This window comes from Bacillus sp. TE8-1, assembly GCF_008368855.1.
GTDB lineage: Bacteria > Bacillota > Bacilli > Bacillales > Bacillaceae_G > Bacillus_A > Bacillus_A cereus.
Genome location: NZ_QPET01000002.1, coordinates 18950 through 38789 on the forward strand (window position 1 = coordinate 18950; position 19840 = coordinate 38789).

Sequence of the window (19840 nt, forward strand, 5' to 3'; positions counted from 1 at the left end):
CCTCATTCCTCTTCGCGTTTCATTTGCAAAAATATCTCGATTTCATCAATAGAGAATCCTTTTCGATATAACGCTTGTTTCATCTTGTTTTCAAATGTCCATCCATCATACTTCTTATATTTCTCATAATATTTATTCCCATGATAGTGTAACGCTTCTTGTTGCTTTTCGTCATCTTTTTCGTCTTTCAATTCTTCCAAACAAATTTGAATTACTTCTCTAGAATATCCTTTTCGAACAAGCATCTCATCTAACTTTAGTTTCATTTGTAAAAAAGAATGTTTTTGATAAGATTTTTTCTTCTTCTCTATGAGAAACAAGGCATTCTCAATTTGCTTTTCCTTCGGATATTCTTGTAAACTATGTGTAATAATTAAATCCTGAACACCTTTATTTAATAACTCTCTTTTAATAACAGTTGGACCTTTTCGATTCACATTACTTTGCGTTCGCGTATATAAAACAGCATACTCTTTATCATTAATATATCGGTCATGTAATAATTTCGAAACGACTTCAGAGATGATGGCCTGTCCCACTTCTTTTTTTCGTAAAAAATCTTCTATTTCTTGTTTTGTTCTCATTTGATAGGATAAATAGGAGATTGCTTGTAAATATGCTTTTTGTACTTCTTCATTGTACAAAATATTTCCTAACTCGATTTCATCAATTTCTAAGCCTTTTTGTAATCCATGTTTTATTAAGATTACTTGATCCACACTAAATCCGTACTCTTCGCCTTGACCTTTATCAATATAAATATTAAATCGTTCTTTCGATCGTTTTTGTACTTCTATTTTTGTAATGACAGCCATACTCTCACCTCTCTATTATTTTAACATAGTCGAGGAACATTTTTTCTTTTCAAGAATATATATAATGAGGAGGAAATACTTGTGAAAATCGCAATTTCTGGTGGTACAGGCTTTATCGGTAAATCCCTTTCTACTTTTTTTATTCAAAAAGGATATACTGTTTACATTCTCACACGAAAAAAAACTACTGAAACTTCCGATCCTAACCTTCAGTATGTTCAATGGACACCAGATTTACAAACCTTCCCCCTCTCTTCTATTGATATAGTTATTAATCTAGCCGGAGAGTCTATTAATAGTAGATGGACAAAGCAACAAAAGAAAGTCATTTTAAACAGTAGAATTCAAACAACAAAAGGAATCATTAAACAATTGCAGACACTCCATACAAAACCACACACATTTATTAACGCAAGTGCTATTGGATACTATGGAACGTCTGAAATAGAGTCTTTTACAGAACAGCATGAGACTCCTGGAAATGACTTTTTAGCAAATACAGTATATTCATGGGAACAAGAAGCATCTAAAGCACGTTCTCTCGGAATACGAACAATCTACGCAAGATTTGGAGTTGTATTAGGTGCAAATGGAGGAGCTCTTCCCAAAATGCTACTTCCCTATCAATTCTATATCGGCGGCACCATTGGTTCTGGGAAGCAATGGTTATCATGGATTCATATAGACGATGTCGTTCGTATGATGGATTTCATCATACACAAAAAAGAAATTGATGGTCCTCTTAATATGACAGCACCAACACCCATAAGAATGAAGGAATTTGGAGAAAACATTGCAACTATAATGAAAAAACCTCATTGGTTGCCTGTACCTTCATTTATCATTCAAACTTTACTGGGTGAAATGAGCATACTTGTACTAGAAGGGCAACGTGTATTACCCATTAAGGCAATTGAACATGGATACCAATACACATTTCCGGCAATAGACCATGCATTACAAAATATACTTTCGCATACAATGTAGTACTTCTAAAACACAATTTTACATGGGCTCTTTCAAAACTTTCATTTTCTAGGATCCTAAGCATTACCATACAAATAACCTTTCAGTTACTTTCCCTTAACTTCCATTAGCATTATAAAGTAACAGAAATGAGGTACCTATGAAAATATTGCTCAAACAAGCCATTGTATACCCTATTACATCTCAAAAGTTTCAAGGAGATGTACTCGTTACAGGAGAGCGAATTACCGAGGTCAAACCTTTTATTCAACCTACTCAAGATATGACCGTTATAGATGCACGAGCACTCCATCTCTTACCTGGCTTTATTGATGTCCATACTCACCTTGGTCTCTATGATGAAGGTACTGGTTGGGCTGGAAATGATGCCAATGAAACATCTGAAGTTTCAACACCACATATTCGTTCTTTAGATGGAATCCATCCTTTCGATATTGCCTTTCAAGACGCTGTACAAAACGGAATTACAACCGTTCACGTTATGCCTGGCAGTCAAAATATTATCGGGGGTACTACTTGTGTAATAAAAACAGCTGGAACTTGTATTGATCATATGATTATTCAAGAACCTGCTGGTTTAAAGATTGCCTTTGGAGAAAATCCTAAAAAAGTCCATAGTAATGGAACAAAAGAATCCATTACACGTATGGGGATTATGGGGTTACTTCGGGAATCATTCTATGAAGCACAACACTACGGGCACGAAGCTGATTTTAGAATGCTTCCTATTTTAAAAGCATTACGTCGTGAAATACCCGTACGTATCCACGCTCACCGAGCAGATGATATTAGTTCTGCGCTACGCTTTGCAACGGAATTCAACCTCGATCTACGTATTGAACATTGTACAGAAGGACACTTTCTTGTTGAAGAGCTTTCGAAACACAATTTGAAGGTTTCAGTTGGTCCCACTCTGACACGTCGTTCTAAAATCGAACTAAAAAACAAGACATGGGATACTTACCATATATTATCTAAAAATGGTGTGGAAGTTTCTATAACAACAGATCATCCTTATACACCCATTCAATATTTAAATATTTGTGCCGCTGTTGCAGTAAGAGAAGGGTTAGACGAGAAAACAGCACTAGAAGGAATCACCATATTCCCAGCGCGAAATTTGCGTTTAGAGGATAGAATTGGAAGCATTGAGGTTGGAAAAGACGCCGATCTCGTGTTATGGACTCATCATCCTTTCCATTATTTAGCCAAGCCTGTACTAACTATGATTGATGGAAAAATAATTTACAAAAAAAATAAAAAAAACTAGTTTATTTTTTTGACTAGATAAAGTATTATACGATTATAAACTGAATGAAACCATAATCAATTTGTGTCGTGATTATCATTTTCAAATTGATGAATGGGGAAGGCAAATGGTGCGCCACCAGCGTTAGAAACTGGTTCTAGTGGGTTCGATTCCCACCCCGAAATTTTTTAAAGATTGATATAAAAATTTCGAGGGTGGGGTGTTTTTTCGTCATGCTACCCTCGTGTGAGGAGGAGTTAGTATGTTGAAAAAACGCGACTTACACGACAGCCACGTTCTATACGAGTTAATGGTGGATCCAGCTGTCTTCCCTTTTGTGCGTCAAAAGGCTTATTCTTATGAAGAATATTTATTCTTAACAAAACAAACGATTGAAGCTGAAGAACGTGGTGAATTAATTTCACGCACAATTTTAGATGAATGGGGTAACCCTATCGGAACAATTACTTTATTTGATGTGCAAGAAAAAGCTGGATTTCTCGGGACATGGCTTGGCAAACCATATCATGGAAAAGGCTATAACAAATTAGCAAAAGATTCATTTTTTAGTGAACTTTTCTATGAATTAGATATTGAAACAATTTTCATGCGTATTCGTAAAATAAATATTCGTTCTATTAAAGCTGCAGAAAAACTGCAATATGTGAATCTAGCAAACGAAACAAGAAAAGCCGTATATGATGAAATTAACGCAAACGAAGAAGTGTATAACTTATATGAAATTCCAAAAGATCAATACACACTTGCTACAATGCGAGATACAACCTTCCAAGATGCTCATCAATTAAAAGAAGCGTAATCTAAATTTTCTGAAATGATAATCAATCGTTAACATTTTCCATATGCGTATATCCCCTCATGTCTTTGGAAACGATAAATAGTAACTTTAAGACACGAGGTGATTTGTAATGGATAAAAAGAAACGTGATAAAGCAAAAAACACATTATCTAGTACACAAGAAGTTCTCTATCAACGCGAATTTCAAAAAGCAGATCGTGCAGCAGGATATCGCTCGAAAAGCATTTAAAGTGAAAATGAATAATTAGAAGTTTCCCCCCTAATTATTCATTTTCATTACATAATTTTCTCGACTGATAGAAGTAAGCAAAAAAGCCCCTTATACATAAGGGACTTTTTTTGCTGTGGACAACTTTATCCACAAAACCAACAGAATTGTTAGTAATTTTCAAAAACATTTAATATTTTTCTATATTAAAGCATATATCAGCTGTTTTAATTGTGGATATTTTTCTAAAAATTGTGGACAATGTGGATATAGTTGTTAATATTCCGACTTTACTGTTTAATGAAAGCGTAATCCTTTTGTGGATAACTGGCTGAATTTTCTTTGAAAATAATAAAGAACCCTCTTTACATATACAAAGAGGGTTTCATATTAAGTAAAAGATTGTGCAAGAGCAGGTGATTTAATAGGTATATGACGCGGTTCTGCATGATTTTCTGCCAAAATTGCATCTACAATATGACCAGCTGGCTCTGGAAGATAGATGCTTTTCATTGCTTCTTTCATTTGAAGAAGCTTCACATCATCTTGTAATAATGCCTCTGTTTTTGCAAAAACCTCACTATCATCGCGAATGACAACTGCTGCTCCCTTTCTTTCAAAGTACATCGCATTTTCATTTTCTTGTCCTGGAACAGGCTTATATAAAATGACAGGTACTTGCAACGCTGCTGCTTCACTTAATGTTATTCCGCCTGGCTTCGTAATCATACAAGAAGTAACACGGAATAATTCATCAATATTTTCAACATACCCAAACACTTTTAATGCATCGGAATTTTGCTTCTGTAAACTTAATAAATCCTGTTTTAAAGCTTCATTTTTCCCACAAACGACAACTATTTGTAAATTAGGCACTGACATAAATGATTGGCATAGTTCTTTTACATTTCCTAATACCCCATGAGCACCTGCTACAATTAGTAAAATCTTTTTATTCTTACATAACTGATATTTAGTATATATGATTTCCGGATTTACCTTTAACTCAAAACTACTCCGAATTGGAATTCCTGTTTCAACAATTTGTTCCGCAGGTACACCGATATCAACCATCAATTCTTTCACATGATCCGTTGCAACAAAATAACGATCTACTTCTCGATGAATCCATATTTTGTGCACGCAAAAATCCGTTAATACGTTATAGACAGGAATTGAAATACCTGTTTGTTTCTTCAATTCTGGTACAGCGATAATTGGAAATGTATTAATTACAATATCTGGTTTCTCCACCTGTAATAGTGTTTTCAAACGTTTTCTTCCAAAGTTCGCATACCAAGATGCTATTTTCTTATCATAAATTTTTTCTACCCCGTAATAAAACAAACGATATAATTCTTTTCCTATTGTATAACTTTTTAAATATAGATATTTTGTAATGTCAGTTATAAATGGATGTGATTCTCCAAACAAGTCGCATACAATAACATCTTCAATTCCTTTTTGGCGAAATGTTTGTTCTAATGTTTTTGCTACTTGCACATGACCATTACCGTAATGTGCAGTTAATATTAAAACCTTGGGGTTTTTTATCAAACAAATCCACTCCTAGCTTTTTGTTTCTCCATATTGCATATACGACAATAGGAAAAACATTTTCCTTAAAAATTACATAAACAGATTCTAATAATTCCCTTTCAGCTATGTACCTGTCGTGGATATGCAAAGCATATAAGATTGACCCCTTAATCCTATCTGTGCTCATATCTTTACATTATACTTTCCTATAAGAGCTTTCGCAATAACTTACAAATGTTCTCTATTCCATGATACTCACTCTTTTACTTCTTAATTCTTTTTACTATTTTGATTTCCCTTTACAATTATGTAAATTTCTCCATTTATTCCGTACAAAATTATGGATATTCTACTTTCAGTATACTCTTTTATCAATATATACTCTAGATTTTATTGTAAAGAAAGCAAAAAGCCTAATCCAATATTTGGATTAGACCGCTTGTAAAATATATTTAGCATGTTCTACATTTTTCTCAGTAGGTGGTTCTACATTTGCGAGTGGATACTTGTGTCCAAGCGCCTCCCATTTATATACACCAAGCTTATGATATGGTAACACTTCAACTTTTTGAACATTAGACAGACTTTGAATAAAGCTAGATAGTTTTTGTAGATCCTCTTCATTATCCGTAACACCAGGAACTAATACGTGTCGTACCCAAATTGGTTTATTCTTATCCGATAAATAACGAGCAAATTGTAAAATATGTTCATTTGGTTTCCCTGTTAATTTACGATGCTTTTTGGAATCGATATGTTTCAGATCCAATAAAACTAAATCTGTATAATCCATTAAAATATCTAGCTTATTTTGGAATTCTGGTTCCTCAGAATAACAACCACCAGAAGAGTCGATTGTGGTATGGATACCAGCCGCTTTACACTTTTTAAACAACTCAATTAAAAAGTCTAGCTGTAATAATGGCTCTCCACCGCTAACTGTTATACCGCCTCCGGAAGCTTCAATAAATGGAAGGTAACATGTCACATCCTGCATCACTTCTTCAACTGTTATTTCTTTACCTTTACCGATTTCCCACGTATCAGCATTATGACAATATTGACAACGTAATAAACACCCTTGTGTAAATATGACATAACGAATCCCCGGGCCATCAACAGTACCACAAGACTCTACAGAATGTATTCTTCCTTTTACCATGTTACTTCCTCCTTTATTGAAACAGCCTCCCTTCGCTATATATTAAGAGCGAAGGGACACTTTTTTCATTTACATGCTTTCATGCATTGTACGGTTAATTACATCAATTTGTTGTTCACGAGTTAATTTAATAAAGTTTACAGCATAACCAGATACACGAATTGTTAATTGTGGATACTTCTCAGGATGTTCCATTGCATCCATTAATGTTTCACGGTTAAATACGTTAATATTTAAGTGGTGCCCTTCTTTTACTGCATAGCCATCAAGCATTGATACTAAGTTACGTACTTGTACATCATCTTCTTTACCAAGTGCTTTCGGAATAATAGAGAATGTATTAGAAATACCATCTTGTGCATCTTCATATGGTAATTTAGCCACAGATAATAATGAAGCTAATGCACCTTTTGTATCACGTCCATGCATTGGGTTCGCACCTGGTGCAAATGGTTCTCCAGTACGGCGGCCATCTGGAGTATTACCAGTTTTCTTACCGTATACAACGTTAGATGTGATTGTTAAGATTGACATTGTATGAACAGAATTTCTGTATGTTTTATGTTTACGAAGTTTATTCATAAATGTTTTTACAAGATTTACAGCAATCTCATCTACACGATCATCATTGTTACCGTATTTAGGGAAATCTCCTTCAATCTCGAAGTCAACTGCAATACCATTTTCATCACGAATTGGTTTTACTTTTGCGTATTTAATTGCACTTAATGAATCTGCTACTACAGATAGACCAGCGATACCTGTTGCCATTGTACGAAGAACGTTTGTATCATGAAGTGCCATTTCAATACGTTCATAGCTATATTTATCATGCATGTAATGGATAACATTTAATGTGTTTAAATATAGACCCGCTAACCATTCCATTGTCATATCAAACTTATGCATAACTTCTTCATAATTTAATACTTCAGAAGTAATTGGTGCGTACTCAGGACCAACTTGTGCTTTTGACTTTTCATCTTTACCACCGTTAATCGCATATAATAATGCTTTCGCTAAGTTTGCACGAGCTCCGAAGAACTGCATTTGTTTACCGATTCTCATTGCAGATACGCAACATGCAATACCGTAATCATCGCCGTATTCAGGACGCATAATGTCATCATTTTCATATTGAATTGCTGATGTTTTAATAGACATTTTCGCACAGTAGTTTTTAAAGTTCTCTGGTAATTGTTTAGACCAAAGAACAGTTAAGTTTGGTTCTGGAGCTGGTCCTAAATTATCTAATGTATGCAAGAAACGGAATGAGTTCTTTGTTACTAATGGACGACCATCTAATGCCATACCACCGATAGATTCAGTTACCCAAGTTGGGTCACCAGAGAATAATTCATTATAATCAGGTGTTCTTGCGAATTTCACAAGACGTAATTTCATAATGAAGTGATCTACAATTTCTTGTACTTCTTCTTCTGTTAAAGTACCATTTGCTAAATCTCTTTCAATGTAAATATCTAAGAATGTAGAAGTACGTCCAAGACTCATTGCAGCCCCGTTTTGCTCTTTAATCGCTGCAAGGTATGCGAAGTATAACCATTGGAATGCTTCTTGTGCATTTGTTGCTGGCTTAGAAATATCGAAGCCATGAGAAGCAGCCATTTCTTTTAACTCTTGAAGTGCACGCATTTGCTCAGATAACTCTTCGCGTAAACGCATCGTATCTTCGCTCATTACACCACCAGTTAAATTCAAATCAGCTTTTTTCGCTTCAATTAAATGATCAATACCATATAACGCTACTCGGCGATAGTCACCGATAATACGTCCACGTCCGTATGCATCTGGAAGACCAGTAATAACACCTGATTTACGTGCATTTCTCATTTCTGGTGTGTATGCATCAAATACACCTTGGTTATGAGTTTTTCTCCACTCTCTAAAAATACGACTAAGTTCTTTATCCATTTCGTATCCATAAGATTCACAAGCTTGTTCTGCCATACGAATACCACCATATGGTTGTAAAGAACGTTTAAATGGTTTATCAGTTTGGAAACCGACTACTTTTTCAATATCTTTATTTAAGTATCCTGGGTCATGTGATGTAATAGAAGAAACAATTTTTGTATCCATATCAAGAACGCCACCGTTTTCACGTTCTTTCGTTGTTAAATCCATTACTTGATCCCAAAGTTTTTTCGTTGCTTCAGTTGCTTCTGCTAAGAAAGATTCGTCCCCTTCGAAAACGTTTACATTATTTAAAATGAAATCGCGAACATCAATCTCTGCTTTCCATTTTTCACCTTTAAAGTTTTCCCATGCGTTTTTAACATTTTCTAATACTTGAGTCATCCTAATCTCCTCCATTTTTGATTAGTACAGGACTAAGATTTTTTATATAACAGCTTACACACTTAGAATACTACTTTTTTACGAAAGTGAACGAAATAGTTGTGACATGTTTGTGAAATGTTGAGCAAACTACTATATATATAGTGTTAACTTCATTTAAAAGTCTTTAAAATTAACCCTTTCCTTAATTGTATTTTTTTGGTATCCTTATATACGAGTCCTATTTTGTAATATAAGAACAATACCCATTGTAGAGCTGTAATACTCTTATCTCCTAATCTGTTATAGTTTTTATAACAGAACAAAAAAGTGTACACATGTTGTACACTTTTTTTGTTACTTCTATAAAACATCTCTTTTTCTATTGCCATCATAGAATCCGCCACGATTGTCTGTTAATGCAATTATTTGATCTAGTCCTTCTATATGATCACCTATAATTCGAAGTACAGCTGGTGGATGACCTATTTTAGCAAAATGTTCACTGGGACGAATACGGTTCATCTTATCGACCTCAACACGACTTACACATGCAACTTCAAATCCTGAAAGAATAGCTTTCACTTGGGCTACACACGGCGCCAGTAAAGATCTATACCCAATTTCTTTCAAACACTTACGGCTAAACGCATTCGGTACAGCGATAAGAGAGCCTACGCCTAGATCTTTTCTATCACAAGCTAAATTTAATGCATATTTAAATGCAGTTACAAGATGAAGCGGTACTCTTAAATCTAAATAATGATTTAGATCATTTAATGCAACATCTGTTCCATCTGCAATAGCTTTCGCAAAAGGATACAGCTCACTCGCTGGAATAACAAAATCGCCATCTATAAATAACACAATTTCTCCTTTTGCAAAATACGTTCCAAGTGAGCGCCCCACATCATTTCCGAGTGCTTCTTTATATACAATTGTCGTTGCCCCTTTGTCTTTTGCAATTTTTTTCGTTTTATCTGACGAACCATTTACGACAACGATAATTTCGAAGGGTTCAATTTTGCGAAGCTCTTCTATAACGTTTCCAATTGTTTTCTCTTCATCTTGTACGGGAATAACAACCGATAGTTGCTTTCCTTTATACAAATCAGATGTAACACCCCACCCTTGATAAAACTCTTCAAAACTTAAAGTATGATAGACACTATCCCTTTTCCTATTTCCATCATAATATCCTCCGCGCTCATCACTGCTTAATATCCGTTCTGCTACTGCTTCTATATGATCACCTATCATTCTTTTTTCAGATTGGGAAAGATTTGGCCCATATGCAGCATGCTGGAATGGACGAAATTTATTCGGCGTAATAACGTCAATGGCACAATGACGACTAATTCTCCATTTACTTTGAACTAGGTGTAAATGAGCCACAATAGGATTAACAAAACATTCATATCCGATGCTTTGAACGACTTCTTTCGTCAGCGCATGAGGTACATCTAATAAAGAATTCATTTTTAATTCTTCACGCTCTAACATTGCATTTAATATTTGGCGCCATACTGTAATAGAAGTGGTTTTTTTCCTTTTTAAAAATAATGCATCCAAATTATTTAAAACTACATCTGCCTGATCGTATAAAATCGGATTAAGGAATAATTTTAATTTTGAAGTTGGAATAGCAAAATCACCATCTATAAATAGTAATACATCACCTATCGCATGTTTTGCGCCGACTGCACGTCCAACATCGTTCCCTAGTAGCTCTGTATGCTTGATTACTTTACACCCTAAACGATCTGCAACATCTTCTGTTCCATCATTACAACCGTTTGCTACTACAATGATTTCTACTGGATTTAATGGTCTTACCGATTGAATAACGTCTGAAATCGTATCGACCTCATTACATGCAGGAATAATAACAGATAATGACTTAGCCATTGTTTTGTTCACGAAACCACTTAATTGTTTCCTTCAATCCGTTTTCCCACGTTACTTTCGCCTGAAATTGAACAAGCTCTTTTAATTTTGTTACATCTGGTCTTCTATTTGGAATTTCTTCAAAACCATGAGGATATACTTCTTCAAAAGGCACTTGTACAATCTTCGAAGAAGAATTCGTTAATTTTTTAATTACTTCTGCTACTTCTTTTATACTCTGTTCATTCTCAGAACCTATATTAATAATCTCACCATTTACCTTCTCATCCATTGCCCGAATTGTTGCTTCTACCGCATCACTCACATACGTAAAACAACGTGTCTGCTTTCCATCTCCATATACGAGAATGTCTTCTCCTTGCAGTGCCGCACGGATAAATCGCGGAATTACTCCTGCATACGGACCATCTTTCGCTCTTGGACCATAAATATTAAAATATCGAACAATCGTTACCGGTAAGCCTTCTAATGCGTATCCTAAACATAATGTTTCTTCTAACGTTTTACAAACCGCATAACTCCAACGAATTTTAGAAGTTGCCCCGTACAATCGATCTCCCTCTTCAGAGAAAGGCGGCTTGGCCTTACCATATACTTCTGAAGTAGAAGCAAAAACTACTTTCTTCTTTCCTTTTAGCGCTGCTTGTAAAATATTTCTCGTCCCATCAAAATTCGTTTCTATGAGCTCTATACTTTTTTCCATTGTTGTTTTCACACCTAAAATTGCTGCTAAATGAAACACGACATCATGCTGATCTACTAATTCATAAATAGAATTTTTATCTAAAACACTTATTGGAATAACACGGATTTCTTTCATTAACTCTTTATGGTACTTATTTTTACCTTTATAAAAGTTATCCACAACAGTGACCTCATAACCTCTTCTCATCAACTCTTCAGCTAAATGTGACCCGATAAATCCGGCTCCACCTGTAATTAAACATTTCTTACTCATTTACTCACCTTCTTTACAATCCCGCGTGTATCTATTACTCGGTCTATTCCTTTAAAAAGCTTCCAATCAATATTAGAATGATCCGTTAAAATTAAAATACAATCCGCTTTTTTAACTTTTTCTTCATCTAAAGAAACAGATTGGTACACCTTATCTCCAATTTCCGCGGAAGAAATATAAGGATCATGATATTCTATCTCGTATCCTTGATTTCTTAATAATTGAATAATCGGTAACGCTGGTGATTCTCTCAAATCATTTACATCTTTTTTATACGCAATCCCTACAATTAACACCGTTGCAGGTAATTGCACCACACTTTTTACTTTCCGGACCATTTTCTCTGGCATTTCTTCATTAATTATATGTGCAGCCTCAATTAATTGACTAATTGCTCCATTCTTTTTTATTCTCCATTGAAAATATAAAGGGTCTACGGGAATACAGTGTCCCCCTATCCCTGGCCCTGGCCAATACGGAGTAAACCCAAATGGTTTTGTAGATGCCGCTTCAATGGCCTCATAAAAATCAATGCCTAAACTTTCACATAGTGTGTTTAGTTCATTTACTAAAGAAATGTTAACTAAGCGCTGAATATTTTCAAATAGCTTGCACATCTCTGCTACTTTCGGAGAGCTAACAGGTACAACTTCGTCAAAAATGGTACTATATAAATCCTGTACCTTTTGTTTACACTTTTCTGTTTGTCCACTAATAACTTTTGGAATAGCTTGAACTGAATATTGACTATTTGCTGGATCAATTCTCTCAGGGGAATATCCGATATAGAAATCTTCCCCTACCTTTTTACCATTTTGAGAAATAATAGGTAGGATGACTTCTTCAAGTGTGCCTGGATATGTGGAGCTTTCAAAAATGAAGGTTTGTCCTTTTTGAAGGTTTTGTTGTATATAATGCGAAGCTGAAATGAGGGCACTTAAGTCTGGTTCTCTTTGTTCATTAATTGGAGTCGGGACAGTGACAATAACATAATCACTATTTTGAAAATCAGCAATGCCTTGATCCGGTGTATTTACTGTTAATTTTTTTTTCGTCAATAAACTTTGTAACTCTTTAGAAGAAACATCCGGAATATAACTTTCTCCTTTTATAATTGAGTCTATTTTTCTAATATCTTTATCTAATCCAAGTACTGTATGCCCTCTTTCTGCAAAATGTACCGCTAAAGGAAGGCCAACATACCCTAGCCCAATAATAGCTACTTTACTACTATTCATTTGTATTCTCTTCTTCCCTTCTCAATTGTTGAATTACATCTCTATCTCTATCTCCATCTGTAAAACCACCACGTTCGTCCGTACATTGTAATAAATACGCAACCGCTTCAAGTTGATCACCGAAAATACGATCAAACGCTGAAATACGCCCATTTACAAATTCGTGTTGCTCTGGACGTACTCGATTTGTTTTTATAACATCTACTAACTCTACTGTTGTAATAGAGAATCCTTCTAAAATAGCTTTCACTTGTGCTAATGGCGGAATGATAAGGGAATCATATCCTATTTTCTCTATTACCTTCTTATGAATGGCATGTGGTACAGCAGTTAGTGAGTTATTCCATAAATCTGGTCGTTTCGCTATCAAATTCACAAAGTATTTTCCCATACTAATTGGATCTGCTGGATGAAACATATCTAATAAGCATTGTAAATCATTTAACACCACGTCATTTCCATCTTCAACAGCATGTAAAAATAGAGTGAGTTTTTTTGCTGGAATAACAAGATCACTATCAACGAATAAACAAATATCTGCCGTAGCATGCATGGCACCTATTGCTCGTGCTACATTATGTCCAAGCGCCTTCGTAAATTCAACAACAATAACATTCTCTAGCTTTGCCTGTTTAACAGTCTCAACATCTGCTCCATTCGCGACAACTATAATTTCATCTACACCTGCTTCTTTCACTTCTTTTATAACAGACCTTATGGTCATTTTCTCTTCTGATACTGGGATAATGGCACTATATTTCGCTTTATTCTTTTGTAATAAAACTGGTTTATACTTTCCTACAAACTCTCTATCTCTATTGTCCTCTGAAAAACCACCGCGTTTACCATATGTTTCGATTACGTATTGTAAAGCTCGCAAATGATCACCCATAATACGACTAGTCGCTTTCGGATAAGGAGAGCCAGGTGATGTACCAGTATGCACAGGACGAACTTTATTTGTGTAGATGACATCAACTGAAGCCATATCAGAAATATCTACTCCTCTAGACATCGCCATCGCTTGAAATAATGCTGGATCTGCTAAATTCCACCACCCCAGTTTTTCAATCACTTTACGACTTATCGCATGTGGTATTGCAATTAAAGATCCTACAACAAACTCTTTCTTGTTCAAATAACGATTTAACATATATTTTCCAACCGTCGTATAATGCGGTCTCATCTTCAAGTAAACGGACCATGTTAAATTATTTAAAACAATCTCATGTCCTTGTCGTATTCCTTTAATAAAATTGTATAATTCTTCACTTTTCATGACGATATCACCATCTAAAAACAAAACAATCTCGCCTTTTGCTTCTCTAGCACCAATTGCCCGTCCCACATCATTACCAAGAGAATATCTATAATAAATCACACGGCAATTATGCTGTAATGCTATTTCCTTCGTCCCATCTGTCGATCCATTATCTACTATGATAACTTCATATGGTTCGAGCTTTCTTACCTCTACTAAAACTTTTGATAAAGTACTTGCTTCATTATGCACTGGAATAACAACTGACACTCTCATACTTGTATCACTCTTACCCTTCCAAGCGAACATAAGCAATAATAGGAATACGCACAACTACATCTTCTGGTGGTCCATAAGAAGGAGAAGTACGAACAATTACTGCCCCATCCGTCACAGATAAAAGAACGCCTACAATGATTTCTACAGCTGTCACAACTTGCACTAGTTCTCCAACATGGTTACGTAATTCATCAGTAAATAACATATATAACTCTCCTTTCTTACGCTTCTTTAATTGATATAATACTTGTAAATGGTAATAAAACTTCAGTTCCTATTCCTTCTTGCAATGTTAAGAAGTCATCACCAACTGCTACAATAACACCTGTTAATTGTCCAACTGTCACCGTAATTTCTACGTTTTTACCTAAATACTGCTTTGCAATTTCTTTAAAAGGTGATGTATTGCATTCTTTTAAAATGTTACAAATAATAGATTGAAATCTACTTGATTCAATAACTTCTTCCGTAGCTTGCTTAGAGTTTCTTTGAATAAATCTCGCGAAGTTTTGTGAAAATAAAAGTCTTTCCACAGCAGGCAATAACTTATTATCTAAAAAATAATCTAATTGTCTATTAAACAATCTTGATAATTTATGCCAATATTTTCTGAACAGACACATACACTTCTCCTCCTATTATTTTTAGATTATAAAATTTTACATCCATACATCTTAATGTATACAAAATGGATATTTTTGTGATAGGTAAGACATACATTTTCTAAAAGAAATATTTGTTTCAGAGCATAAAAAAAACTATCCAACAGGATAGTTTCTTACACTTCAATATTCCGCAATATCGAATAAATGTCATTATTCACTTTACCAAATGATTTAATATTATTTTGAATGTTAGATAATAAAACAACATATACACTACCATTTTTACTAAATCCGTTTAAGCAATTCCAACCTGGCATTACACCATGATTCGAATAGCTTCCTGGGTCTACGTACCATCCAAACCCGTAATCCTTTTTTCCACCCGTAAACATTTGATCGTAACTCTCTTTTGAAATTAATTTTCCAGAGAATAGTGCTTCGTTAAATAAATATAAATCATGCGCACTTGTGTATATATCACCACAACCATATAGTTGTGACATGCTTGGAATATTAGGTGTTGTCATATTATTATTTACTATTTTATAACCCGTTGATGGGAATCTTGTTTGTTCTAACGCTGTGCCAAAGCCAGAATGTTTCATACCGGCAGTGGCAAAAATATGTTGTTTAATATATTCTTCGAGTGACTGCCCACTTACCTTCTCTGCAATATAAGCAAGTATAGAGTAGTTCGAATCAGAATACTTCCACTTCTCTCCTGGACCACCAATACGCTTTTGATTTCCTATCCGCTTTATCAGTTCTTCATGAGAAATATCTTCTTTTCCCTGCTCATATTCGGGAATCCCTGATGTATGTGTTAATAGATGTTTTAGCTGAATATTATTACCTTGTGGAAAATCTGGAATATACTTCGCAACAGTATCTTCTACTTGTAATTTATTTTGATCTTTCAATTGCATAATAGCAGTTGCTACAAACGCCTTTGAAATAGAACCAATATAAAAAGTCGTCTCTGAATTATTCGGTACTTGCTGCTCTTTATTTGCCATACCATACCCTTTATTCAGAAGAACTTTTCCGTTCTTCACAATAACAGCTGTCCCGCTAAATCCTGCGTTTTGTAAATACTGGTCCAATTGAGCGTTTTCATTAATTTCTTGAGGTGGCCCTTCAGCAGGTTTCTCCGCTGCTTGCGCTTGCTTCATTTGTTCTTCCTGCTCTTTTTGTTTTTGCTTCTGTACTTCTTGTTTCTTTTTTTCTTCTTTCTTTTTTAACTCTTCTTGTTTCTTCATTTCTGCTGCCGCTTTTAAAGTTTCTTCTTTCTTATTATGCGCAACAATTTTTGTATACATGAAATATACAAGTGATAATAGTAAGACGAGAATGATTGTTCTTTTTATGTATACAATCGGCCGATGTGCTTTCCCATTCGCATTATTTTTTTCCTGATCCATAATTGCTTTTTTCCCCTTACTCACCAATAATTTAATTCCTCTACTAAAGATTCGTTTTAGTAGATTATGGATAATCCATTCTATATCATCCCTACTTTATCACGCACTGCACATATTACCAACCTATATGTACAAAAAAGAAAAAGAAAATTTACAAAAGTAAGATTCCCGTTAAATTATTAACAAAAAAAAGAGGATATCCTCTAAAAAATTGATGTTATCAATCTTTTTGGACATCCTCTTATCTCATTATTTATACGTGTTTTTTCATATCATCGGCAACAGATTCAACATTTGTACCTACGATAACTTGTACACTTGTATTACTTAATTTCATAACACCTTTTGCACCAGCACGTTTTAATGCTGCTTCATTTACTTGACCAGCATCTTTTACTTGTAAGCGTAGACGTGTTGCACAGTTATCAATAACTGTTAAGTTTTCTTTTCCGCCTAAAGCTGCTACGTAAGTTTCACCAATTGAACCTGCAACTGGTGCATCACCATCTTCAACTAACTCATCGTCATCTTCACGACCAGGAGTTTTTAAATCGAACTTCTTAATTAAGAAGTAGAATACTATGAAATAAATTGCTGCGTAAATTAAACCGATACCTGCTAGTAAGACTGGTTTTGTTGCAATACCGAAGTTTAAAGCATAATCGATTGCACCGGCACTAAATGAGAAACCATCATGAATGCCAAGTGATGTTGTAATGAATAAAGAAAGACCTGTTAGTACAGCATGAATACCATATAATACTGGTGATAAGAACATGAATGAGAATTCAATAGGCTCTGTAATACCAGTTAAGAATGAAGTTAATGCTAGACCAGCTAACATACCAGTAACTGCTTTACGCTTTTCTGGTTTAGCAGCTGCAATCATTGCGAAACATGCTGCTGGTAAACCGAACATCATAACTGGGAAGAAACCAGTCATAAACATACCTGCTGTTTTGTCACCTGCAAGGAAACGAGCAATATCACCATTAACAACATTACCTGCTGCATTTGTAAAGTCCCCAAATACAAACCAGAAGTATGTGTTCATTACGTGGTGTAAACCAATTGGGATTAATAAACGGTTTAATAAACCAAATAATCCTGAACCAATTGCACCTAAATTAACAATTCCATGAGCTAATGCATCAATACCATTTTGAATTGTTGGCCAAATTTGTGCAAATAGAATTCCTAATATCAGCATCACAACTGATGTAACAATTGGAACGAAACGTTTTCCAGCAAAGAAACCTAACCATTCTGGAAGTTTAATCTTATGGAATTTATTATAAAGAAGTCCTGCTATAACACCAACAATAATACCACCTAAAACTTTCATATCTACTTTAGTCGATAATTCAGCAGCCTTAGATACTTGTGTCATTGTATCTGCAAGCTTAGATGGATCTACATTTGCGCTATTACCTATTAAATCTTGGACTTTACCTAATTTACCTTGTAATTCAGCAGTTGAATACCCTTTGCTAAGTGCATCAATACTATTTTTCATAACAAGATAACCAATTGCACCTGCAAGACCTGCTGCACCACTACCATCCACTGAAAGACCGATTGCAATACCAATTGCAAAAATAAGTGCTAAGTTATCAAAAACTGCTGCGCCGGCCTGTGCCATAACAGGAATATCAAATACATCTGGTTGCCCTAAACGAAGCAATAATCCTGCTGCTGGTAGTACTGCGATCGGAAGCATTAACGCTTTACCAATACGTTGTAAAAACTGCAACATTTTAATTCCCCCTAATTAAATTTATGAAATCGTTATCATTATAAGTACGCTTTAGAAAACGCTTTCTATTACATAACCATAATAACATATAGTTGTATAGATGTGTAGTTTTTATTTCTGAACTTTTTATGGATAAATCTCCTATTTCCAAACTGTTATATAAAAGGAAAATTCTCCTTTTTAAAATACAGAATACTCGAAACGAAAGACCTATTATATCACATTGAACTTTCGTTTTATCATTCCACTTTTTCATGTTATTATTTATTTCCGAGCATATCGGGAAAAGTAAACTTAGTTAATTCAAAATAGGAGCGTTGGTACTATGCAGTGCATTGAAACAAACAACTTACAACAGTTGTTAGAACAAGTAAAACCATATACGAAAAAAGGCAAACTTGCTACTTATATCCCCGAACTAGGAAATGCAAATCCAGACGATTTAGGGATTGCCATTTTCCATAAAGAAACAGAATATATCCATGCAGGCAACTCACAAACACTATTTACTCTTCAAAGTATTTCCAAAGTAATTACACTTGCCCTTGCCCTTTTAGACCGTGGTGAAGAATATGTATTTTCTAAAGTTGGAATGGAACCAACGGGTGACCCATTTAATTCTATTATTAAGTTAGAAACGACAAGTCCGTCCAAACCCCTTAATCCAATGATAAATGCAGGAGCATTAGCTATTACAAGCATGTTAGCAGGAAAAGATAACGAGGAAAAAATGGAACGTATTCTTCACTTTGTACGTGAAATAACAGATAATCCTACTATTAATTATTCCTCTAAAGTTGCCGATTCAGAACTAGAGACAGCTTATCTAAACCGTTCACTTTGTTATTATATGAAACAAAACGGAATTATCGATTGTGATATTGAAGAACTTATGGATTTATATACTCGTCAATGCGCAGTTGAAGTAAACTGCATCGATTTAGCACGTATCGGCTTAATTTTTGCAATGGATGGATATGACCCATATAAAAAGAAACAAATCATCCCTAAACATATTACAAAAATTTGCAAAACATTTATGGTCACATGTGGTATGTATAACGAATCTGGTGAATTTGCAATTCGTGTTGGTATTCCTGCAAAAAGCGGTGTAGCCGGTGGTATTTTTGGCTGCGTAAAAGGAGACATGGGAATCGGTATTTTCGGACCAGCTTTAGATGCAAACGGAAATAGTATTGCTGGTTTTAAAATTCTTGAACTTCTTTCTGCTCAAGAAGGTTGGAGCATTTTTTAATCGCGAGTTATCCTGCTATACTAGCAGGATTTTTTATTTCGCCAAAATCTCAATTTTGTGAGTTATCAATCTTCTTATAAA

18 protein-coding genes and 1 pseudogene are annotated in these 19840 nt (G+C 34.8%); 5 read left to right on the forward strand and 14 right to left on the reverse strand.

Going from position 1 to position 19840, the window contains the following annotated elements:
* Window positions 1–2: 2 nt before the first annotated feature.
* Window positions 3–815: a recombination regulator RecX gene (gene recX, locus DN404_RS01465; protein WP_025710264.1), complete on the reverse strand. Its 813-nt coding sequence runs from the start codon at window positions 813–815 to the stop codon at window positions 3–5.
* A gap of 81 nt (window positions 816–896) precedes the next feature.
* Between recX and DN404_RS01470 the strand changes: the two genes are divergently transcribed.
* The 4 genes from DN404_RS01470 (at window position 897) to DN404_RS01485 (ending at window position 4100) form a co-directional block, all read left to right on the forward strand.
* The gene (locus DN404_RS01470; protein WP_000684379.1) at window positions 897–1802 is read left to right on the forward strand and encodes a TIGR01777 family oxidoreductase; all 906 of its coding nucleotides are present in this window, start codon (window positions 897–899) and stop codon (window positions 1800–1802) included.
* 139 nt (window positions 1803–1941) lie between these two features.
* A complete protein-coding gene (locus DN404_RS01475; RefSeq protein ID WP_000698317.1) occupies window positions 1942–3072 on the forward strand; it encodes an amidohydrolase in 1131 nt (376 codons plus the stop codon).
* A 241-nt stretch (window positions 3073–3313) separates the two neighbouring features.
* Entirely contained in the window at window positions 3314–3871 is a 558-nt protein-coding gene (locus tag DN404_RS01480; protein WP_000914737.1) for a GNAT family N-acetyltransferase, read from the forward strand.
* A 109-nt stretch (window positions 3872–3980) separates the two neighbouring features.
* Entirely contained in the window at window positions 3981–4100 is a 120-nt protein-coding gene (locus tag DN404_RS01485; RefSeq protein WP_000358482.1) for a YfhE family protein, read from the forward strand.
* 369 nt (window positions 4101–4469) lie between these two features.
* On the opposite strand, the gene DN404_RS01490 is transcribed toward DN404_RS01485, so the two are convergent.
* The 13 genes and pseudogenes from DN404_RS01490 to DN404_RS31230 form a co-directional block, all read right to left on the reverse strand.
* Complete coding sequence (locus DN404_RS01490; protein ID WP_000594690.1) at window positions 4470–5636, reverse strand: diglucosyl diacylglycerol synthase; 1167 nt, start codon at window positions 5634–5636, stop codon at window positions 4470–4472.
* A 412-nt stretch (window positions 5637–6048) separates the two neighbouring features.
* Window positions 6049–6780, reverse strand: coding sequence for a pyruvate formate-lyase-activating protein (gene pflA / locus DN404_RS01495; RefSeq protein WP_000238458.1), 732 nt, complete (start codon window positions 6778–6780; stop codon window positions 6049–6051).
* A 69-nt stretch (window positions 6781–6849) separates the two neighbouring features.
* Window positions 6850–9099: a formate C-acetyltransferase gene (gene pflB, locus DN404_RS01500; RefSeq protein WP_033695425.1), complete on the reverse strand. Its 2250-nt coding sequence runs from the start codon at window positions 9097–9099 to the stop codon at window positions 6850–6852.
* 152 nt (window positions 9100–9251) lie between these two features.
* Window positions 9252–9473, reverse strand: coding sequence for a hypothetical protein (locus DN404_RS01505; RefSeq protein WP_002094217.1), 222 nt, complete (start codon window positions 9471–9473; stop codon window positions 9252–9254).
* Complete coding sequence (locus tag DN404_RS01510; RefSeq protein ID WP_149214689.1) at window positions 9442–10986, reverse strand: glycosyltransferase family 2 protein; 1545 nt, start codon at window positions 10984–10986, stop codon at window positions 9442–9444. The genes DN404_RS01505 and DN404_RS01510 overlap by 32 nt, the downstream gene beginning before the upstream one ends.
* Window positions 10979–11944: an NAD-dependent epimerase/dehydratase family protein gene (locus tag DN404_RS01515; protein ID WP_000037018.1), complete on the reverse strand. Its 966-nt coding sequence runs from the start codon at window positions 11942–11944 to the stop codon at window positions 10979–10981. The genes DN404_RS01510 and DN404_RS01515 overlap by 8 nt, the downstream gene beginning before the upstream one ends.
* Window positions 11941–13182, reverse strand: a complete 1242-nt coding sequence (locus DN404_RS01520) for a nucleotide sugar dehydrogenase (protein ID WP_001088924.1) — start codon at window positions 13180–13182, stop codon at window positions 11941–11943. The genes DN404_RS01515 and DN404_RS01520 overlap by 4 nt, the downstream gene beginning before the upstream one ends.
* Window positions 13175–14719 carry a glycosyltransferase family 2 protein gene (locus tag DN404_RS01525; protein ID WP_001266468.1) on the reverse strand — a complete coding sequence of 515 codons (1545 nt, stop codon included), beginning with the start codon at window positions 14717–14719 and terminating at the stop codon, window positions 13175–13177. Before DN404_RS01525 ends, DN404_RS01520 begins: the two co-directional genes overlap by 8 nt.
* A 13-nt stretch (window positions 14720–14732) precedes the next feature.
* A complete protein-coding gene (locus DN404_RS01530) occupies window positions 14733–14927 on the reverse strand; it encodes an LSm family protein (RefSeq protein ID WP_000899470.1) in 195 nt (64 codons plus the stop codon).
* Window positions 14928–14943: 16 nt separating this feature from the next.
* Entirely contained in the window at window positions 14944–15345 is a 402-nt protein-coding gene (locus tag DN404_RS01535; protein ID WP_000335531.1) for an LSm family protein, read from the reverse strand.
* 155 nt (window positions 15346–15500) lie between these two features.
* On the reverse strand, window positions 15501–16748 hold the full coding sequence (locus tag DN404_RS01540; protein ID WP_033691709.1) for a serine hydrolase domain-containing protein: 1248 nt from the start codon (window positions 16746–16748) through the stop codon (window positions 15501–15503).
* Window positions 16749–17001: 253 nt separating this feature from the next.
* Window positions 17002–18504 (reverse strand): N-acetylglucosamine-specific PTS transporter subunit IIBC, encoded by a 1503-nt coding sequence (nagE, locus tag DN404_RS01545; RefSeq protein ID WP_000938900.1) that lies wholly within the window; start codon window positions 18502–18504, stop codon window positions 17002–17004.
* Between the two features lie 141 nt (window positions 18505–18645).
* Window positions 18646–18760: pseudogene (locus DN404_RS31230) on the reverse strand (transcriptional regulator).
* 69 nt (window positions 18761–18829) lie between these two features.
* Here DN404_RS31230 and glsA point away from each other — a divergent pair.
* Entirely contained in the window at window positions 18830–19759 is a 930-nt protein-coding gene (gene glsA, locus DN404_RS01555; RefSeq protein ID WP_001149850.1) for a glutaminase A, read from the forward strand.
* Window positions 19760–19840 lie beyond the last annotated feature (81 nt).

Bases quoted from the DNA above. Each gene is read 5' to 3' on its own strand.
- recX (WP_025710264.1), bottom strand. From the start codon at position 815: ATGGCTGTCATTACAAAAATAGAAGTACAAAAACGATCGAAAGAACGA.
- DN404_RS01475 (WP_000698317.1), top strand. From the start codon at position 1,942: ATGAAAATATTGCTCAAACAAGCCATTGTATACCCTATTACATCTCAA.
- DN404_RS01480 (WP_000914737.1), top strand. From the start codon at position 3,314: ATGTTGAAAAAACGCGACTTACACGACAGCCACGTTCTATACGAGTTA.
- DN404_RS01485 (WP_000358482.1), top strand. From the start codon at position 3,981: ATGGATAAAAAGAAACGTGATAAAGCAAAAAACACATTATCTAGTACA.
- pflA (WP_000238458.1), bottom strand. From the start codon at position 6,780: ATGGTAAAAGGAAGAATACATTCTGTAGAGTCTTGTGGTACTGTTGAT.
- pflB (WP_033695425.1), bottom strand. From the start codon at position 9,099: ATGACTCAAGTATTAGAAAATGTTAAAAACGCATGGGAAAACTTTAAA.
- DN404_RS01505 (WP_002094217.1), bottom strand. From the start codon at position 9,473: ATGATGGCAATAGAAAAAGAGATGTTTTATAGAAGTAACAAAAAAAGT.
- DN404_RS01510 (WP_149214689.1), bottom strand. From the start codon at position 10,986: ATGGCTAAGTCATTATCTGTTATTATTCCTGCATGTAATGAGGTCGAT.
- DN404_RS01515 (WP_000037018.1), bottom strand. From the start codon at position 11,944: ATGAGTAAGAAATGTTTAATTACAGGTGGAGCCGGATTTATCGGGTCA.
- DN404_RS01520 (WP_001088924.1), bottom strand. From the start codon at position 13,182: ATGAATAGTAGTAAAGTAGCTATTATTGGGCTAGGGTATGTTGGCCTT.
- DN404_RS01525 (WP_001266468.1), bottom strand. From the start codon at position 14,719: ATGAGAGTGTCAGTTGTTATTCCAGTGCATAATGAAGCAAGTACTTTA.
- DN404_RS01530 (WP_000899470.1), bottom strand. From the start codon at position 14,927: ATGTTATTTACTGATGAATTACGTAACCATGTTGGAGAACTAGTGCAA.
- DN404_RS01535 (WP_000335531.1), bottom strand. From the start codon at position 15,345: ATGTGTCTGTTCAGAAAATATTGGCATAAATTATCAAGATTGTTTAAT.
- DN404_RS01540 (WP_033691709.1), bottom strand. From the start codon at position 16,748: ATGGATCAGGAAAAAAATAATGCGAATGGGAAAGCACATCGGCCGATT.
- nagE (WP_000938900.1), bottom strand. From the start codon at position 18,504: ATGTTGCAGTTTTTACAACGTATTGGTAAAGCGTTAATGCTTCCGATC.
- glsA (WP_001149850.1), top strand. From the start codon at position 18,830: ATGCAGTGCATTGAAACAAACAACTTACAACAGTTGTTAGAACAAGTA.